The 12,006-nt window shown below is 70.8% G+C and carries 12 protein-coding genes; 8 read left to right on the top strand and 4 right to left on the bottom strand.

The features are described from left to right. Positions 1 to 31: 31 nt before the first annotated feature. A complete protein-coding gene (locus ACTWP8_RS23780) occupies positions 32 to 781 on the bottom strand; it encodes an enoyl-CoA hydratase/isomerase family protein (RefSeq protein ID WP_443324156.1) in 750 nt (249 codons plus the stop codon). A 269-nt stretch (positions 782 to 1,050) separates the two neighbouring features. Between ACTWP8_RS23780 and ACTWP8_RS23775 the strand changes: the two genes are divergently transcribed. Beyond that, entirely contained in the window at positions 1,051 to 1,560 is a 510-nt protein-coding gene (locus ACTWP8_RS23775) for an ATP-binding protein (protein WP_443318430.1), read from the top strand. 84 nt (positions 1,561 to 1,644) lie between these two features. Here ACTWP8_RS23775 and idi read toward each other — a convergent pair whose 3' ends face one another. The 3 genes from idi to galE form a co-directional block, all read right to left on the bottom strand. After that, positions 1,645 to 2,238: an isopentenyl-diphosphate Delta-isomerase gene (gene idi, locus ACTWP8_RS23770; protein WP_443324155.1), complete on the bottom strand. Its 594-nt coding sequence runs from the start codon at positions 2,236 to 2,238 to the stop codon at positions 1,645 to 1,647. Positions 2,239 to 2,382: 144 nt separating this feature from the next. Continuing rightward, entirely contained in the window at positions 2,383 to 3,327 is a 945-nt protein-coding gene (locus ACTWP8_RS23765; RefSeq protein WP_443324154.1) for a cation diffusion facilitator family transporter, read from the bottom strand. A gap of 129 nt (positions 3,328 to 3,456) precedes the next feature. Further along, positions 3,457 to 4,458: a UDP-glucose 4-epimerase GalE gene (gene galE / locus ACTWP8_RS23760; protein ID WP_443324153.1), complete on the bottom strand. Its 1,002-nt coding sequence runs from the start codon at positions 4,456 to 4,458 to the stop codon at positions 3,457 to 3,459. Between the two features lie 283 nt (positions 4,459 to 4,741). On the opposite strand from galE, the gene ACTWP8_RS23755 reads away from it, so the two are divergent. The 7 genes from ACTWP8_RS23755 to ACTWP8_RS23725 all read left to right on the top strand — a co-directional run bounded on the left by ACTWP8_RS23755 (position 4,742) and on the right by ACTWP8_RS23725 (position 11,956). Then, positions 4,742 to 6,703 (top strand): DUF5941 domain-containing protein, encoded by a 1,962-nt coding sequence (locus ACTWP8_RS23755; RefSeq protein ID WP_443324162.1) that lies wholly within the window; start codon positions 4,742 to 4,744, stop codon positions 6,701 to 6,703. Further along, the gene (locus ACTWP8_RS23750; RefSeq protein ID WP_443324152.1) at positions 6,700 to 7,437 is read left to right on the top strand and encodes a phosphocholine cytidylyltransferase family protein; all 738 of its coding nucleotides are present in this window, start codon (positions 6,700 to 6,702) and stop codon (positions 7,435 to 7,437) included. Before ACTWP8_RS23755 ends, ACTWP8_RS23750 begins: the two co-directional genes overlap by 4 nt. Next, positions 7,425 to 8,486, top strand: coding sequence for an iron-containing alcohol dehydrogenase family protein (locus ACTWP8_RS23745; protein ID WP_443324151.1), 1,062 nt, complete (start codon positions 7,425 to 7,427; stop codon positions 8,484 to 8,486). Before ACTWP8_RS23750 ends, ACTWP8_RS23745 begins: the two co-directional genes overlap by 13 nt. Next, the gene (locus ACTWP8_RS23740) at positions 8,464 to 9,243 is read left to right on the top strand and encodes a CDP-alcohol phosphatidyltransferase family protein (RefSeq protein ID WP_443324150.1); all 780 of its coding nucleotides are present in this window, start codon (positions 8,464 to 8,466) and stop codon (positions 9,241 to 9,243) included. The genes ACTWP8_RS23745 and ACTWP8_RS23740 overlap by 23 nt, the downstream gene beginning before the upstream one ends. Continuing rightward, the gene (locus ACTWP8_RS23735; protein ID WP_443324149.1) at positions 9,240 to 10,127 is read left to right on the top strand and encodes a glycosyltransferase family 2 protein; all 888 of its coding nucleotides are present in this window, start codon (positions 9,240 to 9,242) and stop codon (positions 10,125 to 10,127) included. Before ACTWP8_RS23740 ends, ACTWP8_RS23735 begins: the two co-directional genes overlap by 4 nt. Positions 10,128 to 10,239: 112 nt before the next feature. Next, positions 10,240 to 11,175 (top strand): ABC transporter permease, encoded by a 936-nt coding sequence (locus ACTWP8_RS23730; protein WP_443324148.1) that lies wholly within the window; start codon positions 10,240 to 10,242, stop codon positions 11,173 to 11,175. Then, positions 11,168 to 11,956, top strand: coding sequence for an ABC transporter ATP-binding protein (locus tag ACTWP8_RS23725; RefSeq protein ID WP_443318421.1), 789 nt, complete (start codon positions 11,168 to 11,170; stop codon positions 11,954 to 11,956). Before ACTWP8_RS23730 ends, ACTWP8_RS23725 begins: the two co-directional genes overlap by 8 nt. The last annotated feature ends 50 nt before the right edge of the window (positions 11,957 to 12,006 follow it).

Here is a 12,006-nt window from a genome sequence, read left to right as displayed (position 1 = left end):
GCAGGAATGGTGGGGAACCCGTCATTAACCCTCAGCCCGACCATGTGAAGCGCGGTGCCCGGCGCTCCAGGAACGCCGCGACCCCCTCCGCCGTGTCGCCGCTGTCGCGCGCCCGCTCCGCCCAGTAGGCCTCCCGCTCCGGCCGCACCTCGCCGCTCGCGAACTCCTTGGCCGCCGCCTGCGTCAGCAGCGACCGCGAGGCGAGGATCCGCGTGAACTCCGCCACCCGCTTGTCCAGTTCGCCCGCCGGCAGCAGCTCGTCCACCAGACCCGTGCGCAGCGCCCGCCCGGCCTCGATCAACTCGCCGGAAAACAATAGGTACTTGGCGGTCGCCGGGCCCACCAGACCGGTCAACCGCCGGGTGGACGAGGCCGGGTAGACGATGCCGAGCTTCGCCGGGGTGATCCCGAAGGAGGAGCCCTCGGCGGCGAACCGCAGATCGCAGGCGGCGGCGAGCTGGCAGCCGCCGCCCACGCAGTAGCCGCGCACAGCGGCCAGCGTCGGCTTGGGGAAGGCGGCCAGCGCGTCCTCCGCTGCCACCGCCAGGCCCTGCGACTCGCCCGCGGACTCCCGCAGCGAGCCGATGTCCGCGCCCGCACAGAAGGTGTCCCCGGCGCCGGTCAGCACCAGCACGCGTACGGCGGGGTCGGCCGCAAGCCGGTCCAGCAGGCCCGGCAGTCGCCGCCACATGGCGGTGGTCATGGCGTTGCGCTTGGCGGGGTTGCGTATGACGACCGTCGCGACTCCGTCGGCGGTGTCCAGCTGCAGTGCGGGCTCCATGCGCCGGATGCTATCCGGGCAGGTCGGTGAAGGCGGAACCAAGGTGAACAGGACCAGTCGCACAACTGGCGCTGACATACGCATATGTTCAGAATCCGTCGATACGTGGTGACTTCCGGGCACCGGACCGGTACGGACCAATCCATTCCCAACACTCGACGTGTGAGGCGGACTCTGGCGGCGTACCGCGAGGACAATGCGGTGCGAGAACAGAGCTGCGGGGACAGAGCTGCGGGGATCGTCGCGCAAATTGGAGAAGGGTGCGGGACATGGAGATCCGCGGAAGCGGGCCGCCTGACCCAGGACAGGCCGTCGCCGATGTCGCCGACCTTCCTGCTGCCGCCGCGGACGGGCTCACCGCTCGGATGCCCTACGAGGGCGTCTGGCGCCTCACCGCCCCGGCCCTCGAGTCCTCGGTCCCGCAAGCCCGGCGCGCCGTCCGCGACCTGCTGCGGAACCAGGGGGTCCCGGTCCCGGACGACATCGTCCACGGCCTGCTGCTGATCGTCTCGGAGCTGGTCACCAATGCCGTACGGCACGCGGCCCTGCTCTCACCGGAGCTCGCCGTGGTGGTCTCGGTCGGCGCCGACTGGGTACGGGTGGCGGTCGAGGACGACCACCCGTACCGGCCGAAGGCGCTGGTGGCGGAGGAGGGGCAGACGGGCGGGCGCGGGCTGCTGCTCGTCAAGGCGATCACCACGGAGGCGGGCGGGATCTGCGACGTCGAGCACACGGCGACCGGTGGCAAGGTGATCTGGGCCGCCCTGCCGTTCCGCTGACCCGGCTGCCCTCAAGAGGGCTGTGCAGAAGGGCACCGTGGATCTCGCCTACCGGGCGCGCCCTTCACGGCCTGACCCGGGCTTCTACCAGCCCGCCGACGGTCCGGTCAGCTCGCGGATCGCCGGGCGCGCGGCGTCCAGCACCGTCATGAACCAGGATGAGAAGGGCCGCTCCCCGTGCAGCCGCGCCAGCTCCTCCGCCGTCACGAAGGCCGTCTCCCCGACCTCCTCCGGATCCGGCTTCGGCTCAGCTCGCACAAGACCCACGAAGAGGTGGTTGTACTCCTGCTCCACCAGGCCGGACGCCGGGTCCGGGTGGTTGTAGCGGACCGTCCCCGCCTCGGACAGCATCGAGGGGGAGACGCCCAGCTCCTCGGCCGTACGCCGGGCTGCCGCGGCGAGCGGCGCCTCGCCGGGGTACGGGTGGCCGCAGCAGGTGTTCGACCAGACACCGGGGGAGTGGTACTTGCCCAGAGCCCGCTGCTGGATCAGCAGCCGCCCCGAGCCGTCGAAGAGGAAGACCGAGAAGGCCCGATGCAGCCTGCCCGGCGGCACATGCGCGGAGAGCTTCTCCGCGGTGCCGATCGTCGCGCCGTTCTCATCGACCAGTTCGAGCATGATCGGTGCCGCGGCGCGGTTCGACGAGACGTCCGCCGTGGAGGCTGGTGTGGTCGGCATGGCCATCCTTCGGTTGGGCTACGAAGCTCAAGTCTGCCGCACAAAACGGGCGCGGATGTGCTGCTCAGCGCGCATGTCAGCCTGATAGGCGGTTCATATGTCGAGGGCGGGTGGTCCATTGCGGTGACGCGGACCGTGTCACGGTCAGTGACAGAGCTTGGCTTCGTGCTCGGCGTGTCCGACGGGCTCGAGCTGGAAGGTGCAGTGGCCCACGTCGAAGTGCTCGCCCAGGCACCCCTGCAGGTCGTGGAGCAGCTTCTCGTGCCCGACCGCGTCCAGCACGTCCTCCCGTACGACCACGTGCGCGGAGAGCACCGGCAGTCCTGAGGTGATCGTCCACACGTGCAGGTCGTGCAGGTCCTCGACCCCGGGCAGGTCCATGATGTGCGACCTGACCTCGGCCATGTCGACATCCCGCGGGGCCGCTTCCAGCAGGACGTCCAGCGCCTCGCGCAGCAGTTTCCAGGCGCGCGGCGCGATCATCAGGCCGATCACGAGGGAGGCGATGGGGTCGGCCTGGCGGAAGCCGGTGGCCAGGACGACCGCCGCCGAGACGATCACCGCGAGTGAGCCCAGCGCATCCGCGGCGACCTCCAGGAACGCCCCGCGGACGTTGATGCTTGCGGCCTGTCCGCGCATGAGCAGCGTGAGCGAGATGGCGTTCGCGACCAGGCCCACCGCACCGAAGGCGACGGTCAGACCGCCGTCGACCTCGGGCGGCGAGAGCAGCCGCAGCACCGCCTCGTAGAGGATGTAGCCGCCGACGCCGAACAGCAGGAGGCAGTTGGCGACCGCGGCGAGGATCTCGGCGCGGGCGTAGCCGAAGGTGCGGCGCTCGCTCGGCGGGCGGCCCGCGAAGTGGATGGCCAGCAGCGCCATCGCGAGCCCGACGGCGTCCGTCGCCATGTGCCCGGCGTCGGCGAGCAACGCCAGGGAATCGGCCAGGATGCCGCCGACGATCTGCGCGATGAGCACGGTCACGGTCAGGCACAGCGCGATGCGCAGCCGCCCCCGGTAGGCCGCTGCCGCCGTGCCCGTGGTGCCGGGCGGCGGGCCGTGCGCGTGCCCGTGGTCGTGCCCTGCGCCCATGCCGGCTGCCTCCTGTCGCTCTCGTCGCTTCGTCGCTCGTACCGCTGCCGATCGCGTCGGCGGGTGCCGGCGCGATCACAGTGAACTACGGTCCTGGGGTACCGGGCAACACGGGACTGAACACCGTTGTCATGTGCCCTGACCTGGGCTTTTGGTCTCCGCTGAAATACGCAGGCACCAGCCCTCCCACGCCGACTCGACCATCTCGCGTACCCCGTGCCGGGCGGTCCAGCCGAGCTCCTTGGCGATCAGTTCCGCGGACGCGACCACCCGCGCCGGGTCCCCGGCCCGCCGCCCCACGACCCTGGCGGCCGGTTCCGTATGCCCGGTGACCTCGGCGACGAGATCGGCCAGCTCGCGTACGGAGACCCCGCGGCCGGTGCCGATGTTCACGGTCAGGTCGCCCGGGTGGTCCTGGGTCGTGAGCCGGCGGGCGGCGACGAGGTGGGCGTCGGCCAGGTCGGCGACGTGGATGTAGTCGCGGACGCAGGTGCCGTCCGGGGTCGGGTAGTCCTCACCGAAGATCAGCGGGGCCTCGCCGCGGGTCAGCGCCTGGAAGAACATCGGGATGACATTGAACACCCCGGTGTCCGCCAGCTCGGGGCGGGCGGCGCCCGCCACGTTGAAGTAGCGCAGACAGGCGGTGGCGATCCCGTGGGCGCGGCCGGCGGCCCGTACGAGCCACTCGCCGGCCAGCTTGGTCTCGCCGTACGGACTCATCGGCAGGCACGGGGTGTCCTCCGTCACCAGCTCCGCGTCGGGCATGCCGTACACGGCGGCCGAGGAGGAGAAGAGGAACCGCTTGATCCCGGCGGCGACCACGGCCTCGAGCAGCACGGTGAGGCCGTGCACGTTCTCGCGGTAGTAGAGCAGCGGCTGCTCCACCGACTGCCCGACCTGCTTCCTGGCTGCGAGATGCACCACTCCTGATACGCGGTGCTCCGCGAGCGTACGGTCCAGCAGCTCCCGGTCCAGGACCGTGCCCCGGACCAGCGGGACGCCCTCCGGCAGCCGGTCGGTCACGCCCGAGGTGAGGTCGTCCAGCACGACCACGTCCTCCCCGGCCGCCGTCATCGCCCGCACCACGTGCGCCCCGATATAGCCTGCTCCGCCTGTGATCAGCCACGTCATGCCCGGCAGCCTAGCCAGGGGCGAGCGCGGGCGGGTGCCCGCGGCCGTTTGTCCCGGGGCGCCGCGATCCACCATGATGCTCGGAGGCAAATCCGCTTCGGTCGTCTCCCGCAACCCATTCGGCCTTATCAGGGCGTAAACGGGCGATGAATGGTCGCTTCCGAGAATCCGATAGCCTCTGCCGACGTGTTGCCGCCGGTCACGGAGCCGGGGTGCGCCACGACGCTGCCCAAACAGCCTGCGTACCGGCGCGGCCGCGCCAGTTTCCAAGGAGTGAGTTCGACTGTCGACCGCCATTCTCACCGGTCAGCCGGTCGCCGGGTCGCGGCTCGAGGGCGACCTGCGGTCGCTGGGCCTCGACGTGGTCACGGCCGGTGCGGACGACGACCTGGCGGCGCTGGCCGGCGCGCTCCCGGCGACGGAGCGCGTGGCGCTGGTGGACCCGCGCCTGGTCGCCCACGTGCACGCGCTGCGGCTGGCTCTGACGGACCCCCGCTTCCCGGCCGCGGCCGTACCGGGCGCCGTGACCGCCCAGCCCGAGCAGCGCCCGGCACTCCTGAACGCACTGACGACCGCCCTCCGCGGCACGGCCCCGACCACCGGCCCCGCAGCGCCGGCCGCCGCCACCACGCCGAACCAGGCGGCCCCCACCCGCCCCGCCGCAGGCGGGAGCGCCGCGGCCGTCGGCACCGCGCCCGACCAGGCCGCCCCCACCCCGCCCGCCGCAGGCGGCTGCCTGCCGGACGTCGTCTCCGGTGCCCTGCTCGCCGCAGGCGTGCCCGTGCACCGGCCCGAGCTCGGGGTGCTCGTCGCCACCGTGCCCGGCGACGACGCGGAGCGCGCCGAAGCCCTGGCCGTCGTCGACGGAGTCGACGACGAGCAGGTGCGGCTGCGGAGTGCCGTGAAGGCGCGGGACGGGTTCTTCACGACCTTCTTCATCAGCCCGTACTCCCGCTACATCGCCCGCTGGTGCGCCCGCCGCGGCCTGACCCCCAACCAGGTCACCACGGCCTCCCTCCTCACCGCCCTCATCGCGGCGGGCTGCGCGGCCACCGGCACGCGCCCCGGCTTCGTCGCGGCAGGCGTCCTGCTCCTCGCCTCCTTCGTGCTCGACTGCACCGACGGCCAGCTGGCCCGCTACTCGCTGCAGTACTCCACGATGGGCGCCTGGCTGGACGCCACCTTCGACCGCGCCAAGGAGTACGCGTTCTACGCGGGCCTCGCCCTCGGCGCGGCCCGCGGCGGCGACGACGTATGGGCGCTCGCTCTCGGCGCGATGGTGCTCCAGACCTGCCGCCACGTCGTGGACTTCTCCTTCACCGAGGCCAACCACGACGCCTCGGGCAACACCAGCCCCACGGCCGCCCTCTCCGGCAAGCTGGACGGCGTCGGCTGGACCGTCTGGGTCCGCCGGATGATCGTGCTGCCGATCGGCGAGCGCTGGGCGATGATCGCCGTCCTCACGGCCGTGGCCACCCCCCGTATCGTCTTCTACGCCCTGCTCATCGGCTGCGCCCTCGCCGCCTGCTACACCACCACGGGCCGTGTCCTGCGCTCGCTCACCCGACGCAAGGTCATGGAGGTCCCCCCAGGCGTTAAGCCCTGGGAGAGGACCGACCGGGCCGCCCAGGCTCTGGCCGACCTCGCCGACTCGGGTCTCATCGCCGAGGTCGTCGCCGCGACCTCCTTCCGCGGATCGCGGCCCCAGGCGTACCGCGCCCCGCTGTACGCCGCGGTCGGCACGGCGTACCTGCTCCTGACCGTGTGGGAGCGGCCGTTCGGCAGCTGGCTGATGCTCTTCGGCCCCCTGCTCTACGCCATCACGGCGGGCCGGGCGGTCATGAGCCCCCTCAAGGGCCCCCTCGACTGGCTCGTGCCGCCACTCTTCCGCACAGCGGAATACACCACCATCCTGGTACTCGCCGCCCGCTCGGAGGTGAACGGTGCCTTGCCAGCGGCTTTCGGACTGGTGGCCGCCGTCGCCTACCATCACTACGACACGGTGTACCGCATCCGCGGCGGCACCGGCGCGCCCCCGCACTGGCTGGTGCGGGCAATCGGGGGGCACGAGGGACGGGTTCTGGCGGTTGTGGTCGCCGCTGCCCTGCTGCACGGCACAGGTTTCACCATCGCGCTGACGGCCCTCGCTGTGGTCCTGGCGCTGGCGGTGCTCATCGAGAGCATCCGCTTCTGGGTCTCTTCCGGAGCACCCGCAGTACACGACGAAACAGGAGAACCCGCATGATCGGCCTCGTGCTGGCAGCAGGCGCCGGGCGGCGTCTGCGCCCCTACACCGACACCCTGCCCAAGGCACTGGTGCCGGTCGACGGCGACACCACCGTCCTCGACCTCACCCTCGGCAACTTCGCCGAGGTGGGTCTGACCGAGGTGGCGATCGTCGTCGGCTACCGCAAGGAGGCCGTGTACGAGCGCAAGGAGGCCCTGGAGCAGAAGTACGGCCTCAAGCTCACCCTGATCGACAACGACAAGGCCGAGGAGTGGAACAACGCCTACTCCCTGTGGTGCGCCCGCGACGCGATCAAGCACAGCGTGATCCTCGCCAACGGCGACACCGTGCACCCGGTCTCCGTCGAGAAGACCCTGCTCGCCGAGCGCGGCAGGGGCCAGAAGATCATCCTCGCCCTCGACACGGTGAAGCAGCTCGCCGACGAGGAGATGAAGGTCATCGTGGACCCCGAGAAGGGCGTTCAGCGCATCACCAAGCTGATGGACCCGTCCGAGGCCACCGGCGAGTACATCGGCGTCACCCTCATCGAGGGTGACGCCGCGGCCGACCTGGCCGACGCGTTGCGGACCACCTTCGAGCGGGACCCCGACCTCTACTACGAGGACGGCTACCAGGAGCTCGTCAACCGCGGCTTCAAGGTCGACGTGGCCCCCATCGGTGACGTCAAGTGGGTCGAGATCGACAACCACGACGACCTCGCCAAGGGCCGGGAGATCGCGTGCCTGTACTGACCCGGCTCATCCCGTCGCCGCTCGTCGTCGACATCCGCGCGGGCGCGCTCGACGATCTCGCGGGCGTGCTGGCCGACCAGCGGATCTCCGCTTCCGGCAAACTCGCCATAGCGATCAGCGGCGGCTCGGGGGCGGCGCTGCGCGATCGGATCGCCCCGGCGCTGCCCGGAGCCACCTGGTACGAGGTCGGCGGCGGCACGCTGGACGACGCGATCAAGCTCGCCGACGCGATGAAGTCCGGTCACTACGACGCGGTCGTGGGGCTGGGCGGCGGCAAGATCATCGACTGTGCGAAGTTCGCCGCGGCGCGCATCGGCCTGCCGCTGGTCGCCGTCGCGACGAACCTCTCGCACGACGGTCTGTGCTCGCCGGTCGCGACGCTCGACAACGACGCGGGCCGCGGCTCGTACGGCGTCCCCAACCCGATCGCCGTCGTCATCGACCTCGACATCATCCGCGAGGCCCCGGTCCGCTTCGTCCGGTCCGGCATCGGTGACGCGCTGTCGAACATCTCCGCCGTCGCGGACTGGGAGCTCGCGGTCCGCGAGAGGGGCGAGCAGATCGACGGGCTCGCCGCCGCCATGGCCCGCCAGGCCGGCGAGGCCGTGCTCCGGCACCCGGGCGGCGTCGGCGACGACAGCTTCCTGACCGTGCTCGCCGAAGGCCTGGTTCTCACCGGCCTCTCGATGTCGGTCGCCGGAGACAGCCGCCCGGCCTCCGGCGCCTGCCACGAGATCAACCACGCCTTCGACCTGCTCTTCCCCAAGCGCGCCGCGAGCCACGGCGAGCAGTGCGGCCTCGGCGCCGCCTTCGCGATGCACCTGCGCGGTGCGTACGAGGAGTCGGGGCTGATGGCCGAGGTGCTGCACCGGCACGGCCTGCCGGTGCAGCCGGAGGAGATCGGCTTCAGCGTGGACGAGTTCGTCCGGGTGGTGGATTACGCACCGCAGACCCGCCCCGGGCGCTTCACGATCCTCGAGCACCTGGACCTGTCCGCCGACCAGATCAGGGACGCATACGCCGACTATGCCAAAGCCATCAGTAGCTGAACTCCGTCCGGTCGTTCACCCCGCGGGCGTGAAGGACCGGCGCAGCGGTGAGCACTGGGCCGGGCGCCTGTATATGCGGGAGATCTCGCTGCGCTGGACCCGGCACCTGGTGAACACCAGGATCAGTCCGAACCAGCTCACCCATCTGATGGTGGTCGCGGGCGTCCTGGCCGGCGCGGCACTGCTGGTGCCGGGCCTGGCCGGGGCGCTGCTCGGCGCCCTGCTCATCCAGCTCTACCTGCTGCTGGACTGCGTGGACGGCGAGGTCGCGCGATGGCGCAAGCAGACCTCGATCACGGGCGTCTACCTGGACCGGATCGGCCACTACCTCTCCGAGGCGGCCCTCCTGGTCGGCTTCGGCCTGCGGGCCGCGGACCTCTTCCAGCACGGCGGGATCGACTGGCTGTGGGCCTTCCTCGGCACCCTCGCCGCCCTCGGCGCGATCCTGATCAAGGCCGAGACGGACCTGGTCGACGTCGCCCGCGCCCGCAGCGGCCTTCCGGCCGTCCAGGACGAGGCATCCGTCCCCCGGTCCTCGGGCCTGGCCCTGGCCCGCAGGGCCGCGGCCGCGCTGAAGTTCCACCGCCTGGTGGGCGGCGTCGAGGCGTCGCTGTTCATCCTGGTCACGGCCATCCTGGACGCGTTCGGCGGCGACCTCTTCTTCACCCGGCTCGGCGTCGCCGTGCTCGCGGGCATCGCCATCGTGCAGACCGTGCTGCACCTCGTATCGATCCTCGCCTCGAGCAGGCTGCGATGAGCGGGGGGGACTTGCGGCTCGGCGCGGTCGTCCTCACCATGGGCAACCGCCCCGACGAACTGCGCGCGCTCCTCGACTCGGTCGCCAAGCAGGACGGCGACCCGGTCGAGGTCGTCGTCGTCGGCAACGGCTCCCCGCTGCCCGAACTCCCGGAGGGCGTACGGACCGTGGAGCTGCCCGAGAACGTGGGCATCCCGGCCGGTCGCAACGTCGGCATCGAGGCCTTCGGCCCCGGCGGCTCCGAGGTCGACGTGCTGCTCTTCCTCGACGACGACGGCCTGCTGCCGAACGCCGACACCGCCGAGCTGTGCCGCCGGGCCTTCGCCGCCGACCCGGAGCTCGGCATCATCAGCTTCCGGATCGCCGACCCCGAGACCGGTGTCACCCAGCGCCGCCACGTGCCCCGGCTGCGCGCCTCCGACCCGATGCGCTCCTCCCGGGTCACCACCTTCCTCGGTGGCGCGAACGCGGTCCGTACGGCGGTGTTCCAGCAGGTCGGCGGCCTGCCGGACGAATTCTTCTACGCGCACGAGGAGACCGACCTCGCCTGGCGCGCCCTGGACGCGGGGTGGATGATCGACTATCGCTCGGACATGGTGCTGTACCATCCGACGACCGCTCCCAGCCGTCATGCCGTCTACCACCGCATGGTCGCCAGGAACCGGGTCTGGCTGGCCCGCCGCAACCTCCCGGCCGCCATCGTCCCCGCCTACCTCGGTGTTTGGCTGCTGCTCACCCTGGCCCGCCGCCCCTCCCGGCCGGCGCTGCGCGCCTGGCTCGGCGGCTTCGGAGAGGGCTGGACCACACCGTGCGGTCCCCGCAGGCCCATGAAGTGGCGTACGGTATGGCGCCTGACCCGACTGGGCCGACCTCCGGTGATCTGACAAGCTTCGTGTCTGAGAGCATCGGTCGTACAGCGGGAAAACGGCTGACACGTCGCCTACGCCTGCCTGCGCCCGATCCGGCAGCGCATTTTGAAGACGAAAGTTTCCATTTGTGAGTGAGACAACGCATGACGGTGCGGTCGCGGTGAGCGCCCGGCCATCCCCTGACGAGGGACTGTCCCGGGCCGAGCTCGCCGCCAAATACGGTCTCTCGGTGAGCGGGGCCCGTCCAGGGCTCGGCGAGTACGTCCGCCAGCTCTGGGCGCGGCGCCACTTCATTCTGGCGTTCTCGCAGGCGAAGCTGACCGCCCAGTACAGCCAGGCCAAGCTCGGCCAGCTCTGGCAGGTCGCGACCCCGCTGCTCAATGCGCTGGTGTACTACCTCATCTTCGGCCTGCTGCTCGACACCAAGAGAGGGATTCCCCACGAGGTCTTCGTCCCGTTTCTGGTGACCGGCGTCTTCGTCTTCACCTTCACTCAGAGCTCGGTGCTGGCCGGGGTGCGAGCGATCTCGGGCAACCTCGGTCTGGTCAGAGCACTGCACTTCCCGCGCGCCGCGCTCCCGATCTCGTTCTCGCTCCAGCAGCTTCAGCAACTGCTGTTCTCCATGATCGTGTTGGTGCTGTTCGCCGTCGGCTTCGGCAGCTATCCCACCTGGTCCTGGCTCCTGGTCGTCCCCGCCCTCGCCCTGCAGTTCGTGTTCAACACCGGCCTCGCTCTGATCGTGGCCAGGATGGGTGCCAAAACCCCTGACCTGGCACAGCTGATGCCGTTCGTCATGCGGACCTGGCTGTACGGCTCGGGTGTGATGTTCAGCATCCCCCACATGCTCGCGGACAAGGATCTGCCGGGCTGGGTCACCGATGTGCTCCAGTGGAACCCGGCCGCCGTCTACATGGACCTCGTACGCTTCGCCCTGATCGACGGGTACGGATCGGAGTACCTGCCCTCGCACGTCTGGGCGTTCGCCCTCGGCTGGGCAGTCGTCATCGGTGTCCTGGGCTTCGTGTACTTCTGGAAGGCGGAGGAGAGGTACGGCCGTGGCTGAGCACAACGGTGCCGACCAGGCACATGTCCCCACCGTCATCGCGGACGACCTGCACATCGTCTACCGGGTCAACGGCGGCACCCGCGGCCGCGGCAGCGCGACCGCCGCGCTCTCCCGGATGATGGGCCGCAGCAAGGGCGCGCCGGGCATGCGCGAGGTGCACGCCGTACGCGGGGTGACCTTCACCGCCTACCGGGGCGAGGCGATCGGTCTCATCGGCTCCAACGGCTCGGGCAAGTCGACGCTGCTGAAGGCCGTGGCCGGGCTGCTGCCGCCCGAGCGGGGCCGGGTCTACACCGACGGCCAGCCGTCGCTGCTGGGCGTGAACGCGGCGCTGATGAACGATCTGACCGGCGAGCGGAACGTGATCCTCGGCGGCCTGGCGATGGGTATGTCGCGCGAGCAGATCCGGGACCGCTACCAGGGGATCGTGGACTTCTCCGGGATCAACGAGAAGGGCGACTTCATCACGCTGCCGATGCGGACGTACTCCTCCGGCATGGCGGCCCGGCTGCGGTTCTCGATCGCGGCGGCCAAGGACCACGACGTGCTGATGATCGACGAGGCGCTGGCCACCGGTGACCGGAAGTTCCAGAAGCGGTCCGAGGAGCGGATCCGGGAGCTTCGGAAGGAAGCCGGGACGGTGTTTCTGGTCAGCCACAACAACAAGTCGATCCGGGACACATGCGACCGGGTGCTGTGGCTGGAGAAGGGCGAGCTCGTCATGGACGGGCCCACCGACGAGGTCATCAAGGCCTACGAGAAGGAGACCAGCAAGTAGGCCGGCCGCGCCGGACAGCACGTACGGCACCCACTGCGCGGCAAGCACGA

This window comes from Streptomyces sp. 7N604, assembly GCF_052245475.1.
Lineage (GTDB): Bacteria > Actinomycetota > Actinomycetes > Streptomycetales > Streptomycetaceae > Streptomyces.
The sequence above is the reverse complement of the archived record's forward strand: the minus strand, read 5'-3'. Positions and strand labels throughout refer to the sequence as shown.